This is a genomic window from Vibrio sp. 2132-1 (assembly GCF_033344315.1).
In genome coordinates this window covers 17439-35140 of record NZ_JAWPON010000021.1, presented here as the reverse complement: position 1 = coordinate 35140, position 17702 = coordinate 17439, and the positions used below count along the sequence as shown (strand labels likewise).

The 17702-nt window shown below is 43.5% G+C and carries 15 protein-coding genes; 4 read left to right on the top strand and 11 right to left on the bottom strand.

Features of this window, described 5'->3' with window-relative positions; translation table 11 throughout:
• Nucleotides 1–12: 12 nt before the first annotated feature.
• From R8N47_RS20100 to malK, 8 genes are all read right to left on the bottom strand, one after another.
• Nucleotides 13–1260: an O-antigen ligase family protein gene (locus tag R8N47_RS20100; protein WP_064354895.1), complete on the bottom strand. Its 1248-nt coding sequence runs from the start codon at nt 1258–1260 to the stop codon at nt 13–15.
• Nucleotides 1226–2278: a glycosyltransferase gene (locus R8N47_RS20095; RefSeq protein ID WP_064354894.1), complete on the bottom strand. Its 1053-nt coding sequence runs from the start codon at nt 2276–2278 to the stop codon at nt 1226–1228. Before R8N47_RS20095 ends, R8N47_RS20100 begins: the two co-directional genes overlap by 35 nt.
• Before the next feature lie 2 nt (nt 2279–2280).
• Nucleotides 2281–3090 (bottom strand): putative capsular polysaccharide synthesis family protein, encoded by an 810-nt coding sequence (locus R8N47_RS20090; protein WP_005385848.1) that lies wholly within the window; start codon nt 3088–3090, stop codon nt 2281–2283.
• Nucleotides 3068–5248: a GumC family protein gene (locus R8N47_RS20085; RefSeq protein ID WP_005385847.1), complete on the bottom strand. Its 2181-nt coding sequence runs from the start codon at nt 5246–5248 to the stop codon at nt 3068–3070. The genes R8N47_RS20090 and R8N47_RS20085 overlap by 23 nt, the downstream gene beginning before the upstream one ends.
• A gap of 15 nt (nt 5249–5263) precedes the next feature.
• On the bottom strand, nt 5264–5797 hold the full coding sequence (locus R8N47_RS20080; RefSeq protein ID WP_064354893.1) for a polysaccharide biosynthesis/export family protein: 534 nt from the start codon (nt 5795–5797) through the stop codon (nt 5264–5266).
• Between the two features lie 12 nt (nt 5798–5809).
• Nucleotides 5810–7015: an outer membrane beta-barrel protein gene (locus tag R8N47_RS20075; protein WP_064354892.1), complete on the bottom strand. Its 1206-nt coding sequence runs from the start codon at nt 7013–7015 to the stop codon at nt 5810–5812.
• Between the two features lie 10 nt (nt 7016–7025).
• Entirely contained in the window at nt 7026–8426 is a 1401-nt protein-coding gene (locus R8N47_RS20070) for an undecaprenyl-phosphate glucose phosphotransferase (protein WP_033906767.1), read from the bottom strand.
• A gap of 421 nt (nt 8427–8847) precedes the next feature.
• Nucleotides 8848–9966, bottom strand: a complete 1119-nt coding sequence (gene malK, locus R8N47_RS20065; protein WP_005375271.1) for a maltose/maltodextrin ABC transporter ATP-binding protein MalK — start codon at nt 9964–9966, stop codon at nt 8848–8850.
• A gap of 672 nt (nt 9967–10638) precedes the next feature.
• Between malK and malE the strand changes: the two genes are divergently transcribed.
• The 3 genes from malE (at nt 10639) to malG (ending at nt 14374) form a co-directional block, all read left to right on the top strand.
• The gene (gene malE, locus R8N47_RS20060; RefSeq protein ID WP_005375272.1) at nt 10639–11817 is read left to right on the top strand and encodes a maltose/maltodextrin ABC transporter substrate-binding protein MalE; all 1179 of its coding nucleotides are present in this window, start codon (nt 10639–10641) and stop codon (nt 11815–11817) included.
• A 79-nt stretch (nt 11818–11896) separates the two neighbouring features.
• Complete coding sequence (malF, locus tag R8N47_RS20055; RefSeq protein WP_005375273.1) at nt 11897–13471, top strand: maltose ABC transporter permease MalF; 1575 nt, start codon at nt 11897–11899, stop codon at nt 13469–13471.
• Nucleotides 13472–13483: 12 nt separating this feature from the next.
• The gene (gene malG / locus R8N47_RS20050) at nt 13484–14374 is read left to right on the top strand and encodes a maltose ABC transporter permease MalG (protein WP_005375275.1); all 891 of its coding nucleotides are present in this window, start codon (nt 13484–13486) and stop codon (nt 14372–14374) included.
• Between the two features lie 367 nt (nt 14375–14741).
• On the opposite strand, the gene R8N47_RS20045 is transcribed toward malG, so the two are convergent.
• The 3 genes from R8N47_RS20045 to R8N47_RS20035 form a co-directional block, all read right to left on the bottom strand.
• Nucleotides 14742–14987, bottom strand: coding sequence for a hypothetical protein (locus R8N47_RS20045; RefSeq protein WP_005375277.1), 246 nt, complete (start codon nt 14985–14987; stop codon nt 14742–14744).
• 171 nt (nt 14988–15158) lie between these two features.
• Nucleotides 15159–15644 carry an acyl-CoA thioesterase gene (locus R8N47_RS20040; RefSeq protein WP_005375279.1) on the bottom strand — a complete coding sequence of 162 codons (486 nt, stop codon included), beginning with the start codon at nt 15642–15644 and terminating at the stop codon, nt 15159–15161.
• 145 nt (nt 15645–15789) lie between these two features.
• Complete coding sequence (locus tag R8N47_RS20035; RefSeq protein ID WP_017821248.1) at nt 15790–16695, bottom strand: DMT family transporter; 906 nt, start codon at nt 16693–16695, stop codon at nt 15790–15792.
• A 98-nt stretch (nt 16696–16793) separates the two neighbouring features.
• Here R8N47_RS20035 and R8N47_RS20030 point away from each other — a divergent pair, with 98 nt between their 5' ends.
• On the top strand, nt 16794–17582 hold the full coding sequence (locus R8N47_RS20030; protein WP_025768515.1) for an AraC family transcriptional regulator: 789 nt from the start codon (nt 16794–16796) through the stop codon (nt 17580–17582).
• Nucleotides 17583–17702 lie beyond the last annotated feature (120 nt).

Below are 17702 nucleotides of genomic sequence, written 5' to 3'. Positions count from 1 at the left end.
TCCTATCCTTGATTATTCATATTCGTGGTGATGGTTTACCGGAAAAGTATGAGCAATGGCCCTTGAGTCGTTGCTCATGCTGATCATGACGGGTAATAAGAGTATTAAAATTATGGTGGTGTTTACCGCAACGAAAAACACCATGATGAGGGCGTATATCGCAAGTAATAAGCTTTTTCTGTTTTCATTAAGACTACGGAAGCAAAAGCGAATAAAAAGAAAATAACCACCAAACAGCAGACCAATACCAAGCAATCCGTATTCAATTGCGGTATCTAACACAAAGTTGTGGGTGTAGATCGCCAGCTCATCATAGTTAAAGTAACTGATCATAAAGTTGGGTAACATTTTCGCGCCGACACCTAACACTGGGTGTTGAAGTAAAATATCTAGCCCATTGGCAAGTAAAAGTTTTCTATGAAGATTCGATACCCAGCGGGCTTCACTTTGGTTGGCAAATAAGACGTCTTCTTGGGTTATTTCCAATGTGTCTGCTAGAGTTTCAAACCCAACGTAGAGTGTGGTTGTGACGGCAGTAAACACAATGAAGCTCAAGGCTAATAAAATCGCCCACGTGTACGTTTCGCTGAGCGATTTTCTCATTAAGTTTTTTACGAGCAGTTGGTCAAAGAAGAAAAGCAGACAAAAACCAAGTAGCGCTTTTCTTTCTTGTGACAACACCAGTAATACTAAAGCTACGAGCATCAAAAGGTGGAAAGCGCGAATTTTATCTCGATAAAGGTACAGTAGTGAGCACAGTACACCGAACCCATATTTACTTACCCCGAGTAACTTAAACCCGCTTTGATAGCCCTGAGCAAAGTGCCATAAGGCAACGAGCGTACAGATGAAAAACAACAAATACGTGAAATAAACCATTATCCGTTCGTCATCAAACACGCCATAGGCGTACATTAGGCTCAGTAGGCACAAAATCGCTAACCATTGCACAGTTTCTATAACTAGCGGCATTAAAGGGACGCGATTTAGCAGACCATTTATGAACACATACCCAGTGAACAATATGAGGAACCCCATACAGGGATGCATGAGTTTTTCAGCTTTTCCTTCCAATACCACTAATGCAGTAAAACCAATGGACAAAAGGCTTGCGATGTCAGATGGGGCTAGCGCTATTCCTCCAGCACGAAACTTCATAGGAATAAAGAACAATGCTAATAGGCATGCTGCAAGCAATGAGGCGCGATGGCTCGATGGCACGGAACTATTTGTTGGCGCAAAGCTGCTGGTAGATTCCATAGTAACCTTCACGAAATTTATCGATGGTGTAGAGAGAGGCCCTATTGACTGAGTATTGACTTGCAGCGTCATACCGCTCAACACTTTCACACAGCTGGAGAACTTTTTGGCTCAGTTCAGTGACGTTACCAACTTGAAATAAATATTCGGCACGTCCGGTGACGTCATCCAAACCAGGTACGTCCGACGATAGTACGGGTAAGCCTGCTGCCATCGCCTCAACCGCCGCCAAACCAAAGCCTTCGACGTGCGACGATTGCACGTAAATATCCATGTCGTTCAAAAAGGCTGGAACGTCAGAAACTACGCCATGAAAGTGAACACGTTGCGCGACGTTGATTTTTGTTGCCAATGCTTGCAGTGACGATTTTTTTTCTCCATCTCCCGCAAGGTGGAGTTCGTATCGTCTTGGTAAATGGATAAGTGCTTGGATAAGCGTTTCATGATCTTTATGTTGGTGAAGTCGGCCCACCATTCCAATCTTGATAACTGGTTTGTCGATTAGGTGGCTGGCGCATCTTGGCGTCATAGAAAACCTTTTTAAATCAACGCCATTGTGCACCACGTGATATTTGTGTTGGTAGCGAGGCATGAACTTCACCAGTTCATCTTGTACTTTTTCACTAATACTGACCGTCAAGTCGTGGCCCCAATACAAGACGTATTCCATGAACTTAAACAGCGGATAGTCACGTCGACGGTTATAAGAACAGTGCTCAGTCTGGATTCGTTTTTTACCTACCGCCAATAGCGCTAGGTAAATGGAAGGGTAGAGGTGCCCGTGAACGACATCCGGCCAACGCAGCAAAGAGAATTTCTCACTCAATGACAATGTGCGCCAGTTAAAACACTCTACCCCTTGGGCGGATAGCATTGGTAAGTAATCATTTTCATCACACAAGACCAAAATTTTGATTTCGTATTCAGGCTTATGTTCTAAAACAAGGTCGACTAAGAACTTCTGAGCACCGCCGTTCTGAGAAAGATCATTAATAATATGTAGAATCTTGGTTTTCATGATTAATTGGTCAGATATTGCTGTTTAAGGTCGGTGATTTCTGCATTTGAGAAAAAGTGCTTCGTCAATTTAGAATTCAGCATTTCTTCAACGTACTCGGGTGTAGGTTGAAATTGCGTTTTGAATTCTTTCATTAGTGGCGAGTACCATTTGTTGTCTGATTGATTTTCATAAACAACATCCACGGGGTAACCTAAAAAGTCTTCAACTGCGGAGTTAGCCTTCGTTAGCTTGTCACTTCGAATGACCAACAGTGAGAAGTTATTGTTATGGTATGTTTGATAGCCTACTTCGTGATTAAAAGACTCGTTAAACACATCAATCCCTGTTAGTTGTTTGATCTCGTTGTCAAACCACTGCAGCGCATATTGATGATTCATGTGCTTATCAAATGCTTCTTGGAGTAATTGCGGTCGTTCGGTACGTATTGCGCTGTCATCCTTTAGATATTTGTCCGCCATCCAAAAAGGAAGTGCTTGAAAGAACATTGAGACATTTCGTCCGATCGGTTCACGCACCAGCGAGATAATTCGAACTTTTTTTTTGCGCTTTAACATATGGCTCATCGTTATACGCTTTAGTCGTCGCTTTAACGCATTGATCTGAGGCTTATGCAATTGCGCTCTAACGGGGGATATTTGTTTTTGCGCATCGACGGTCATAAGGTCGTGCAAGTGAATCGAGTCAGGAATGGAATGCTCTAATGCACTCGAACCTACTTTGCCCATTTGATAGATCAATACCGGCTGTTCTTGGCTTTTCAACGTTTGGTACCAAGATAGGTTTACGTTAGTAGGCGTATTTCTGGACATAAAGCGTCTCTCCTTCCTTGGCCTTGGCTTGTGTGATTAAGACGCCAAGAGATGGAACTGAGTGTTGTATTTGTTTAGATAACGCAAGGTTAACCAGTGATGATTTTGTCGATTCTGAGCGAATGACGGTAATCAGACCATTGGCATACTGACCAAGAATAAGTGCGTCACTCACTGACAGTAGGGGCGGTGTATCGATAATGATCCGGTCATACTTATTTTGAAAATGTTCGAGCAACTTTTTAAAGCGATCAGAAGCCAATAATTCCTGTGGGTTTGGCGGAATTAGGCCGGCCGATAATACATCTAAGTTGGCTTCTTTTATATGTGTAACACAATCTTTGATTGGCGTATCCATCGTCAGGATATGCGTTAAGCCAGGGCTTGATTCAGCAATACCGAATCGCTTTGCTATGGAAGGTCGACGTAAATCGCAGTCGATGATCAATACCTTTTCCATTTTTGAAAACGACACCGCCATATTGATACTGGTTGATGTTTTTCCTTCTTCTGGAATAGCAGAGGTAAAGGGCAATATCTTTTGCTTCGTGTTGGTTAATCTGAGCAGAAGCGAGGTTCTGACGGAGCGGCAAGCTTCACTAAATAGCTTTTCTTCATCATCTAAATACGCGGTATAACTGACGCCGTTTTTACGCAAATTGCGTTTTTTGACCATAGGAATCACACCTAAACACGTAACACCAAGTTTTTCCTGCACATCGGCTGTGCTTCGGATAACTTCTCGCATCGTTTCTAAGATGATGACTAGAGCGCAAGCAATGGCAAAGCCAAAAAAGGTGGCAATCAGTACCAGTTTGATTCGTTGTGGTGCCACCGGGAATAGAGGAATGATGGCTTTATCAGTAAAGCGAGCAGTGACATTCTTGTAGTCGCTGGTGGCGTTGGTCTCTTTCTCACGATTTAAGAACGCTTCATAGAGTGCCTTATTAGATTCAACCTCGCGTTTTAACTGTTCGTAACGCGCTTTTTGTGACCCTAACGATTGGAAGTCTGACTTTTTGTTATCGAGTTCTGCTCGAAGCATGTCCTCTTGCGCTTTTGCAGCAAGAAGGTCTTGTTGCTTACTGAAGGAAATGTCACGGATGAGTTGCTGGGTTCTTGATTGAATTTCAGCAAGCTGTGCTTTCGCCTGAATCATTCGATCATGTTTAGGTCCGTAGCGCTGTGCCAGTTCAGAGAGATTTTTGGCTGCCTGTGCTTCCGACAATTTTAGATCGCGGATTTGCGCTTGATTAGCGAATTCATCAATTGACAACAAGCTGTCTAAACTTTGCGAAGATTTACGTCGTAACAGTTGGATTAACGTCTGCGCTTCAATACGCTTATTAACAGCGATATTCAGCTTGCGAGTGAGTTCTTCTAGCTCATTTGCGTAAATTTCATCAATACCGTTTATATCGATCAACCCTTCTTTTAACAAGAATTCTTGCAGCGCTTGCTCCGAGTTACGCAATCGCTCCTCCAATTTTTGAGAGTTATTTGTCAACCAAGTAGCCGCATTTTGTGTAACGACCAGTTTGGCTTCAAAATTTGCGTCAATGTAGGCTTGGCCGACCGCGTTGGCGATTGTCGTCGCAAGCTTAGGATCGGTAGAACGAAAGCGAATTCTGACTAATTGGGTGTTACGTACTGGCTCAATATCGAGTTTACTTCTGAAAGCTTGAAGTGCCTGATAATAGGACTCTGAAAACTGGGCGGTTTCTTTTGGGCTTGGTGCCACATTCAGTAGGTCTTGAACAAAAGGAATCGACTTTATTTGGTCGATTTTTTTATTTAACCCCCCTGAGCTTGTGAATTCAGGTAATTGGGTGAGGTTCAGCTCTCTAATGACCTTATCTGCAATATGATTCGATTTTAAAATGGCGATTTGCGTTTGAAAGTACTCTTTTTTTGTCGTGTCGACGCCATATACTTCCTCGATTGAAAGGGCGCTTTTTTGCTCCTCTTGGATGAGTAGCGTAGCTGTAGCTTGGTATATCGATGCTTTGGAGTAGATATACCAAGTACAAGTTAATGAGAACAGAAGCGTGAATGCTGCGATGCTTAGCCAATTCTTTTTAATCGCTTTGAAGTGATGGCCAAAACGAATCAGTTCTACTTTGTTCATCTGGAGATTATTTGGATGAGTCCCGTTCATTTGATTCCCTGTCACTTAAAAGAAGCTCTGGTCAATAAATACAATGTCACCAGGTTCAACGTTGCGGTGCATACTGACTCCTTCCATCGTTTGACCTGTTTTATGCTTGGTGAGGTTAATGCCTTTGCGTGAGGCTCTGTCGGTCAAGCCACCTGCTAGAGCGATCGCCTTCTCTATGGTTAATCCTGGACGGTACTCAAATCCACCAGGTTTCCTGACTTCGCCATTAACGTAAAACAGACGAAAGTTATTGATGGTGACCATCACTTTTGGATTGATGAGATAATCGCCTTTTAAGCCCGTTTCTATTTCGTACTTGAGTTGTTTCGGTGTTTTTTTGATTGCTTTAATTCGGCCAAGGTAGGGGTAATCAAAGTAGCCATCTGACGTTATTAGAATACTTTTAATCGTAAGATCTTCTTCACCATAGACCTGCACGGAAATGGTATCGCCAGTATCGAGTAAGTAATCTTCCTCGTTTGAGTCAGCGTTGACCAAAGTGCTAAATAGCAACAACGCTACACTCATGAATTTGATGAATGCCTTCATTAATAATCCTTTTTACAGAGAAAACTGTGCGCTTAAAGTCCAAATGTTTTGTTCGAAGCTATAACCCGATCGGCTAGAGTTTTTATCTTGGTATTGCCAATCGGCTTGCAGCAGTATCCAACGTTTGATCTGATAATCAATACCAAAAGATAGAGTGTACCGATCGTCGTTTCTGGAGATTCCCGTGTAATCATCTTGTTGATAAACAGCACCTAAGCGAGTTGCAAGGTAACTATTCCAATCGTGCTTGAGGTTCAGTCGGTAACGAGTTTGTAGGTTGTAATCGCCATCTTGATCGGGGTTAACCGCCGCTTGAGTGGTTTTCACGCTGACTAGAGTTTGTTCTTGAGGCAACCATTCAAAGCCGATATCCCAACTAAAGCCTTTAAATGTCTCTCGTTGAGCGCTGTCAAAATCTTTGATTTGATAACCGATTCGAGCGATGCCTTTGGTTTTTCCTGTGACTTCCCATTCGGCACCGGTGTAATAGAAACTGGTGTTGTTATCTTTCGATGGCTGCGCAGAATTTCGGTGCTGATACTCGGTTACGATTTGGTTTGTTCCGACTAACCAATAGGTTCTTGGCGTCGCTCTTAAATAGAACTCCAAATGTGCATTGGGAGCTCGAAAATCGTTGTATTTAGTTTTAGCGTTTGGGCGACCAGGCAAGCCGTCACGATAGTTTTGATAGGTTTTATCACTATAGCCTAAACCGAATTCGAGTCTGCCTTTGGCACCGTTAGATCCAAAGACATAATTGGTTTTTACATCGTTACGGTTGAACTCTATTGGTGAGTCGATTGCGCTACCATTACCTTCGGTAATATCTTCTCCTCGAACTTCATGCTGGGCGCGAAAACGGTAATCAACCACTAAACGATGACGATGATTAAATTCGAAAAAGTTGGAAAACTGAAAAGTGTGGTCGTCGAAGTCGTTGCGATCGTCAGATGAAAAGCCAGCTTTTAACTTATATAAAATATCTGCGCGATAGCGATTCCGTTCTATACGTGCTAGTAAGCTTGGTTCTATACCCCAAATATTGACCGATTCCACATTGCCGGATTTTTCCGCTTTATTGATGTTGTCATCTCCCTCGTAGAAAGTTTTTACGAGGGGAATCAACTCTATACCAGACTCGGTTTGGTAAGCCATCGGTTCTGCGAGCAAGTCAGTAGAAAACAGACTCAATGCTATTGCCATTGTCAGTTTCTTCATAATCTCAACCTTAGTAAGCGTTAGCACCAGTGAAGCCTTTGAAAACGGTCATAAAGATGATTTTGATGTCCATCCAAACCGACCAGTGGTGGATGTAATCCAAATCAAATTCGACTCTCTTTTCCATTTTTTCTAAGGTGTCGGTTTCGCCGCGATAACCATTAATCTGCGCCCAGCCAGTAATGCCTGGTTTTACTTTGTGACGTAGCATGTAGCGATCCACGATCTGACGGTATTCTTCATTGTGTGCCACGGCATGAGGGCGTGGGCCGACAATAGACATGGTCCCTTGCAGTACATTGATAAATTGAGGTAGTTCGTCCAAAGAAGTGCGACGCAGAAATCCGCCAAAAGGCGTAATACGAGGATCGTTCTTTGTCGCCTGTTTCACGTTGGAACCTTGATCCATGGTTGTCATTGAACGGAACTTCCAGACTTCAATCTTGCGTCCATCAAGACCGTACCGATGTTGTTTAAAGATGACAGGGCCTTTAGACGTTGCCTTAATGCCAATCGCAATGACGAATAGAATAGGGGCGATTAAGACCAAAATAATGCTCGAAAACAAGATGTCTTCAAACCGTTTTACCCAAGAAGAAATTCCAGCAAAAGGTGTATCAAAGACACTTAGTGTTTGAACTTGGCCGATCTGCGCCCAACGAGAATGTAAAAGGTTATAAGTGAAGAAGTCGGGAATCAGATACGTATTTGCGGTGGTATCTGAGAATTGGTTAAGAAGTGACGCAATGCGCTCTTTTGCGTGCATTGGCATCGCGATATAGACGTAATCTACTTCCCCTTTTTTAGCTCGCTCAAGGGCGTGGTCAACAGCTCCTTTAATAGGATAATCAGAATTTGGCAATCTGTCGGAAGATCGCTCGTCGTAAAAGCCATCAAAAAGCACACCGTGTTCTGTGTGGTTTTGAATTTCGTTAGCTAGGGTAATACCGTGAGGAGTTTGGCCGATGATGATCGCAGTGCGAGTGTTGAATCCTTTTTTTCTCAAATAGGCTAATCCGGTACGGAATGTTACTCGCCATGCTAAGAGCAGAGCGGGCGTAATCGCAAACCACAGCGCTAAAATTGTGTTATCAAATAAGGTATGGACTTCAGAAAAATACAGCACAATAAAGATAAGTGCAGAAGTCACCGCCCAAGCAACACAGACAATAAACATCTGCTCTTTAAACGAACTGGTTCGCCAAGAGCGATACAGATTGCCGCTTTCTGCCATAAATAGAAAGGAGATGCCTCCAACGAAAGCCAATATGACGTAATCTTTCCCCATCGCAGTATTCATGTCTTTGAACACTAAAAGCAGCATAAAAGAGACGATGACAGCAAGATCTGAGATGCGATATAAAAAAGCGAACTCCATCTCATGAGAGCGGATAAGTCCTTTTTGTTTCATGACTCAGTTTCCCTTCTGACACGCTACCGCCCTTGGGTGTCTTCCCCAATTGCCGTGTCGTGAACGTTATTAGTAGTTGGTGCACAGAGCATTCTGTTGAATGCTGCTGAGTTTTTTGTCACGTGTAATTTCGTTGATAAGTGTAAAAATTTGCGTTGTAGAGGTAAGTGGAAATAAGAATGATATTTAGCCCTTTGGCTAAGTTTGGCGGGTTAGGAAAAAGCTGGTACTTACTTATGAGGAATGAGGAAAAGTATTAAAAATGAAGTATCAGTACAAAGACAATGGTTTATGTGAGGGTAGAAGAAACGGGTGATTTGATTCGTTAACGATTAATGATTTAGTATCGAATTGCTGATATTTATTAAGATAAAAAATCCCTCTCAAGTGAGAGGGATTTTTTTGAGTAAGGACGAATGAATTATTCGACTTCTACGCCGTTTTCTTTGTATAGGCGGCGGCATGCGCGACCATCACTGTGGAACAGGTGACAACGATGAGCTGGAATACCGATCTCGATTTTATCGCCAGTGTCGACTGCAAGCGTGTCAGGCTGACGGAAAATAACGTCGGCGTCCGCACCTTCTAGGTTTAGGTATACTTGAGTTTCGTTACCTAGCTTCTCAACAATCATCACTTCACCGTGAATACTTGCATCAGCTTCAGAAGCGGATAATAGGTGCTCAGGGCGAATGCCTAAGGACATTCGGTCGCCGCGGTTAACTGTTGTACCATCCACCGGAATCCAGAAAGATACGCCGTTAGATAGTTGAACTTTGACGCGCTCTGCTTCTACTTCATCAATGAATACGCTCATGAAGTTCATTTTCGGAGAACCGATAAAGCCAGCTACAAAGCGGTTTTGTGGGTAATGGTAAAGCTCAAGCGGCTTACCAACTTGCGATACATAACCGCCGTCTAGTACAACGATTTTATCTGCCATTGTCATCGCTTCTACCTGATCGTGCGTTACGTAGATCATGGTACAACCAAGTTGGCGCTGAAGTTTCGTGATTTGTGCACGCATGTTTACACGCAGTGCCGCATCCAAGTTTGATAGTGGCTCGTCTAGAAGGAATACATTTGGCTGCGATACCAATGTTCGGCCAATCGCCACACGTTGACGCTGTCCACCAGAAAGTGCTTTTGGTTGGCGCTCAAGCAAGTGGCCTAGTTGTAGGATTTCTGCTGCTTGTTCAACACGCTTGTCGATTTCTGCTTTGTCTGCTTTTGCTAGTTTCAAGCCAAATGACATGTTGTCATATAAGTTAAGGTGCGGGTAAAGAGCGTAAGACTGGAATACCATACCAACACCACGTTTGGATGGTTCGACGTCATTCATGCGCTGGTCACCAATATACAAATCACCTGAAGTAATGTCTTCAAGACCGGCAATACAACGTAAAAGGGTAGATTTACCACAACCTGATGGACCTACGAAAACAACAAATTCACCTTCGTTGATTGTTAGGTCTACGTTCTTAGAAATCAGTACGTCGCCATACGCTTTACAAACATTTTTTAACGTGACACTCGCCATGTAGCTCGTCCTCGATCAATTTTTTATTATTCACCGCTCATCATTATATGAATTATCTAGCGAGCAGTAACAGTAGGAATCGGTAAGTTCTTGCGGTTGGTAAGAAAAGTAGGGTAGCACTTCAATAAAATGTCCTGAATAGAAGTGCTACCCATCATAGCCAAGTACGAGTTTCTCTCCCCCACATTATTCGTATTGTCTCCCCCGTGAAATAATTACCACAAACAACACTAATAATGACATTCCACTCGTCTGGCAATGCAAAACCAGCAAATCTTTTTCCTAATACGTAGGCACTGCTGGGAAAGGGTTCTTACCATCCACTCTTGGATGACTGCAGTTTCTAAGATTGTGCGTAGTGCGACATCCTCCTAATAGAAATAATTGTAGGGGGAGTAGAAAGGGAGGAGTAAAAAAGGAGGAGGAAGAAAGCAGTTGGTCGGAAATCACATTATTGCACCACCTAAAGTTGAAACCGATCACAGGAACTATCCATTTTGTGATTTGAGTCTCTTACCCTTGGCGATTTAGATCACGAAAATACGTCATAATTGTAAGGGCGTAGGGATTAGGAGGATGAGACATATTGGATTATTTCAGATGATATATGTCGAAATACGGCTGAACCTCAATGGACTAGCCCTACATCAAAAATATAAAAAGGATACGAACATGAAAAAGTTAAGCGCTGTAGCACTAGGTACTCTTGTTGCTTTGGGTTCTTTTGGTGCTAATGCTGCCATCGAAGAAGGACAACTTACTATCTGGATCAACGGTGATAAAGGCTACAACGGCCTTGCTGAAGTTGGTAAGAAATTTGAAGAAGACACAGGCATTAAAGTGACTGTGGCTCACCCAGATGGCCTTCAAGACAAATTCCCTCAAACTGCAGCGACTGGCGACGGTCCTGATATCGTATTCTGGGCTCACGACCGTTTCGGTGGTTACGCAGAAGCTGGCCTGCTAGCAGAAATTAAACCTTCTAAGAATATTCAAGAAGGTATCGTTGATTTCGCTTGGGATGCAGTACGTTACGACGGCAAATTGATCGGCTATCCAGTTGCGGTTGAGTCTCTATCTCTAATCTACAACAAAGACCTAGTTCCAAACCCACCAAAGTCTTGGGAAGAGGTTGCAGCATTAGATGCAAAACTTAAAAAAGACGGCAAGTCTGCAATCATGTGGAACCTAAAAGAACCGTACTTCACTTGGCCATTAATGGCGGCTGATGGCGGCTACGCGTTCAAATACACTTCTGAAGGTTACGATGTTAAAGACGCTGGTATCGCGAAAGAAGGCGTTAAAGACGCAATGAGCTTCGTAAAAGGCTTAGTTGATAAAGGCGTAATCTCTGCGGATATGGATTACTCCGTGTCTGAGTCTGCGTTCAACCAAGGCAAAACAGCGATGACGATTAACGGTCCATGGTCTTGGGGCAACATTGAGAAGTCTGGCGTTAACTACGGCGTGACTACGCTACCTAAGTTCCAAGGTCAATCTTCTAAGCCATTCGTTGGTGTTCTAACGGCTGGTATCAGCACTGCGTCTCCAAACAAAGACCTAGCAGTTGAGTTCATTGAGAACTACCTACTAACAAACGATGGCCTACGTATGGTTAACAACGATAAGCCTCTAGGTGCGGTAGCACTTAACTCGTTCCAACGTGAGCTAGATTCAGATACTCGTATCGCAGCAACAATGGACAATGCGATGAACGGCGAAATCATGCCAAATATCCCTCAAATGAACGCATTCTGGGGTGCGGCTAAGAACGCAATCATCAACGTAGTTGACGGTCGTCAAACTGTCGATGCAGCTCTTGCAGATGCAGAAAAACAAATGACTAAATAATTAAGTAAGACCTTTTTAAGGAGGAGGCAACTCCTCCTTACTTTTCTATATTTATTCTATATTCGCTAGCAGGTTCCCTATGCAGTCAGTTCAAGGTACAAATGCTATGACAGCACCAGAAGCCAGCCTTCCGAGCAGCAAAAAAGTGTTCATGAAATGGTCACTTTTAGGCACAGTCGGCATCATCAATGGCTACGCAACAATCCTTATGTATTCTCGCGGTGAGATTGCGTTTGCACTACTTACGCTCATTCTTACCGCTTTAGCGTTGTTCATCTTTGGTAGCAAAAAGACGTACGCACACCGTTACATCTACCCTGGTATAGCAGGGATGATCCTTTTCATTCTTTTTCCTTTGGCGTACACCATAGGTTTGGCGTTTACCAACTATAGCGCGAAAAACCAACTCTCTTTTGATCGCGCTCAGAACGTACTTTTGGACCGAACTTACCAAAGTGGTGATAGCTACCCGTTCACTTTGTATAAAACGGAGCAAGGCCATCAACTTGTGGTTGAAAAAGATGGTGAGCTACTTGCAAGCCCGACTTTTCAGCTTGATAACCTTTCAGCATCGGAGTTTGATCTTTCACCAATTGAAGAAGTAACGGGTGAAAAAGAATCAATCAAGGCGATTGTTAAGAACCGCAGTGCGTTGAGCAGTGTCGATTTACATTTGCCAAGTGGTGATGATATCCGCATGAGTGGGCTGCGCAAATTTGCTGCAGTTGTGCCTTTGTACACATTACAAGAAGATGGTGAAACGCTTTACAACAACCGGACTGAAGAAACGCTACGTCCAAATATGGAAGTAGGTTACTACCAGCCTGTCGATGAAAACGGTCAATTTGTTGGCAGCACAGTGTCACCAGGTTTCGTGGTGAACATTGGTACCCACAACTTTGAGCGTGTTTGGAAAGATGATGGTATCAAAGAGCCGTTTATCAGTATCTTTATCTGGACCATTGTTTTCTCTGCGCTAACCGTATTATTTACGCTTGTTATTGGTCTTGTCCTTGCCAGTGTGGTTCAGTGGGAAGCACTTAAAGGTCGCTCAGTTTACCGTTTGTTGCTAATCCTGCCTTATGCAGTTCCGGCGTTTATTTCTATCTTGATCTTTAAAGGTTTGTTTAACCAAAGCTTTGGTGAGATCAACATGTTGTTGGAAGGCTTATTCGGCATTAGCCCGGCTTGGTTCTCTGACCCGTTCATGGCGAAAACCATGATCTTAATTGTGAACACTTGGCTTGGTTTCCCTTACATGATGATTTTGTGTATGGGCTTACTAAAAGCGATTCCAGACGATTTATATGAAGCATCAGCAATTGATGGTGCGAACTTTGTCACGAACTTTACACGTATCACACTACCAATGATGTTGAAGCCGTTAACACCATTGTTGATCGCGAGTTTTGCATTTAACTTCAACAACTTTGTACTTATCCAGTTGTTGACTGGCGGTGGTCCAAACATGATTGGTACATCAGAGCCTGCGGGTTACACCGACCTACTAGTAAGTTACACCTACCGAATCGCATTCGAAGGTGCTGGCGGTCAAGACTTCGGTCTAGCAAGTGCGGTAGCAACGCTTATCTTCCTATTGGTTGGCGCATTGGCACTTATCAACCTACGTGTAACTAAAGTAGCTCAGGACTAAGGAGAAATTACAATGGCAATGGTACAAGGTAAGTCATTAAAGTATCGTGTTTGGGCTACTCATATTGCAATGTGGGCATTCTTGGCACTGATTATTTTCCCTTTACTGATGATCATCGCGATTTCATTCCGTGAAGGTAACTTTGCAACGGGTAGCCTGATCCCAGACAACCCAACACTTGATCACTGGAAATTGGCATTAGGTTTCTCGGTGACTAATCCAGACGGTACAGTTACACCGCCACCATTCCCAGTAATGACATGGTTGTGGAACTCGGTAAAAGTGGGTGGTATTTCTGCAATCCTAATCGTGGCGCTATCAACCACATCGGCTTACGCGTTTGCTCGTATGAAGTTCAAAGGTAAGAACACCATTCTTAAAGCGATGATGATCTTCCAGATGTTCCCTGCGGTGTTGGCACTGGTTGCTCTGTACGCGTTGTTCGACAAACTGGGTCAGTACATTCCTTTCCTTGGTCTGAACACGCATGGCGGTCTGATCTTCGCTTACTTAGGCGGTATCGCACTGCACGTTTGGACCATTAAAGGCTACTTCGAAAGTATTGACTCGTCTCTAGAAGAAGCAGCGGCTCTTGATGGTGCTACACCATGGCAAGCATTCCGTTTGGTATTGCTGCCACTGTCTGTGCCAATCCTAGCGGTAGTCTTCATATTGTCGTTCATCATGGTAATTGGTGAAGTTCCTGTAGCGTCACTACTGCTTTCTGATGTAGACTCGTACACACTTGCAGTGGGTATGCAGCAATACCTATATCCACAAAACTACTTGTGGGGTGACTTTGCCGCAGCTGCTGTACTTTCAGCAGTGCCAATCACTGCCGTATTCTTACTTGCGCAGCGCTGGTTGGTTGGTGGTCTAACCGCTGGTGGTGTGAAAGGATAATCTCTTGTGGTCTGAGATTGATAAGAATAACTAGAAAAGGGCGACCACATGGTCGCCCTTATACTTAGCACGGATATTACACTTTTGGTTTGGCCGCCGATCAGTAATATCTTGGCTTTTATTGGCGTTACGCATAGCTGGCTGTTAGCTTAGTTCCTTACGATTCAATCACTAACAGTTTTTGTAACCATAACCTGAGTTTAGACTCAGGTTTTTTTATGCCTGTTAAAGGCAATTTTGCAATAAGTAGACAGAGACTAGCGGCTTTGCAATGGATTACACAGGGCTTGAATAATGCCCTGCGTAGCACTTCACATAAATAACTAGAGCTTAGTAAAAAGCTAAATTGAGGTAGGGAAGGAAGAGATTAAAACTCTCGGCTGGAAGGTGCGCATCCAACGTATTGAAGCAGCGTGTACAAACTTTCTTGCTGCAGTGCGACGCGACGAAATAGATTAGCAAAGGTAACGTCACCGCCAAAGCAAGTTTGAATGTAATGATTAATTTCTGTTTCGTTATACCCCTCGACGTACATGGTTCTCACCCACTGGTACTCGACCGCTTTTAAATTGGTCAACGTCTCTTCACTTAAGGTCGTTTCTTTTAGTCTCAAGATCCAAACTCTATCCAACTCTAAAATAATGGATGGATTTAAGCAAAGCTAGGTGAAGGATTTATGACAGAGAAGGGCGAGCGTGAAACAAATGGCAAAACCATGATGTTGCTCCACACTCTGGGTCTAGGTAACGTTGAGGTACTTAATAGCGTTCTTAACGGATGCCAGTTACTTGAGATATTTAACGTGTGCTTCCATTTCTTCCCCAATCTCTTTACGCATGTTCATAAGACGGATAGCGGATTGCTCTAAGGCTTTGTCTTCATCTGACTCTGGAATCCATTTCGGTACATCGGTTGGTTTTCCGTTTTCATCTACAGCAACCATGATAACGATACAGTGAGTGGTGAGTCTGTTTTTCATTTGCTTTGGATCACTAGCTTGCACGTCAATCGCAATGTGCATTGAGCTTCGTCCGGTATAAATGACTTTCGCGCTAACTTCGACTAAGTTGCCGACATGAATCGGCGCAACAAACCGAATGCCGCCAGCATATGCGGTAATGCAATATTTACCACTCCACGCTGCAGAGCAGGCGTACGCTGCCAAGTCGATCCATTTCATTACGGCGCCGCCGTGCACTTTTCCGCCAAAATTTACATCGCTGGGTTCTGCTAAAAAGCGAAGGGTAATGTCTCTTTGACCACTGCTCATCTGTCTTTCCTTGATGGGTTATTGTTTTCCCAATTTAGCAGCAAGATGAATTTTCGGGAATAGCGAATGAAACAAAATATTAACTTTTATTCGAACGCTGGAAGTGACAAGCCACAGCGTAGTTCTGTGGCTTGGGGTGTAGATGTTAATTGGCGGTAGAGGCAATCTCAGAATTGGATAATGGTTTTCTCTGTCTTACTTTTATTTGCGACAAGATAACGCCAGAGATGACTAACAACCCACCAATAATGTGGTAAGCGTAAATTTTCTCACCAATTAGTGTTGAAGCAAGTATGACGGAAACCACAGGCATTAGGTTCATGAACATAGCACTTGAATCAGCACCAATTGAATCAATCGCTTTGACCCACATCAGCGGCGCGAAAATGGAAGCAGCAATACCAGCATAAGCGATTAATGGTAGCGCGTCTTGGCTTGGTAACAGTTGCTCACTAGAGAGCCAAAGTGGTGTGAGCATCAAAACAGAAAAGAAGCCCTGCATGTAAACCAGAGTCAAACTACTGAATGGCATTTTCCAGCGTTTTAGCAGAACACAATAAGCCGCGTATACCATGGCAGCAACGAGCATTAAGCTGTCACCTTGCGTTAAGTCTTGATGTAAAAAGTAAGTGATATCACCGTGACCAAGCATAAATGCCAAGCCGCCGAGCGAAATGACACCACCGACGATACTTAACATTGATATAGATTTACCGAGCAATGGGACACTTAAAAACACACTGATCAAAGGAACTAAAGAGGTGATCAGGGCCATATTAGAGGCCGTTGTTGTTAAACCGGCATAGTATCCAAGTGACTGGTTGAGAACCATACCAAGTAACGCAAGAAACGCCAACTTAGCTAAGTAAGGTCGAATAATGTGTCGTTGTTTGATGATTGCAGGCAGGCAAAATGGCGTTAGGAGTACCATTGCGACAAACCAACGGTAGAAACTCATCGCACTTGGTTCAATGGCGCTCGCAGCCATCTTGTTCACAATTGAGTTACCACCCCAAATCATAACGGTGAAAAACGGAAGTAAATAAATCATGAGAACCCTATAGCACAATTATTGATGGCGCTAGTCTGGCAGGTCTTTATAATAAAAAGTATCTCTTAAAAGACATCGTAAGCGATAGGAAGACAATTTTGAAAAAGAGCGCCAGAAATCTTCACCCCTCCTTATCAATCGATCGTGCGCCATCAGATGTATTTATGAATTTCGAAGCGTTTCTCTCTAATACAGAAACACGAATTCATAGCCACCCTTGGGGGCAAGTGCAACTGATCAGCGGTGGGATTCTGGAGATGGATGCAGAAGACACAAGATTTCTAGCACCTCCACATCTTGCTATTTGGGTTCCCGCCGGAGTTCGTCACACTAGCTACAACCGTAAGCCAATCGAATATTGTTCTTTGAACATTGCCCCTGAATTGACGGCGCATTTTCCAACCAAAACCAGTTTAATCAAAGTCACCCCCATCGTTTCTGCCATCATTGAGGACTTTCGTCAGCGTGACATTAACGTCGCGCAGAGCGATGAAGACAAACGCTTGGTGCGAGTGTTGTTGGATCAACTGGCGAAACAAGAAGTGGAACATCACTTTTTACCGACAACCGACAACAAATATCTTCAGCCAATCTTAAAAGCAGTAGAAGAATCGCCAACCGATGAAATTAGTTTGGCGGAGTGGGCGGCAAAAGTGCATACTACAGAACGCACGTTAGCGAGACATTGCCAGAGTGAGTTGGGCATGAGCTTTACTGAGTGGCGCTTACGTGTGCGATATTTACATTCTATGGAGTTGCTGCGTAAAGGGCAGACCGTAAAAGAAGTCGCTCTGACGTTAGGTTATAACCAAGCTAGCCCTTTTATCGCGATGTTCAAGAAATACTCCGGCATGACACCGGAGCAATACAAGAATCGATTGTTGTAAAAGTGTAGAGTCTATTTTAAAAAAATTGACAATGCGCTGTATGATGACCGACTCGAAAAGCTGATGGTATTGGAAAGACTTACGTCTATCTTGTGTCAGATTGAGTCAGAATTATAACCT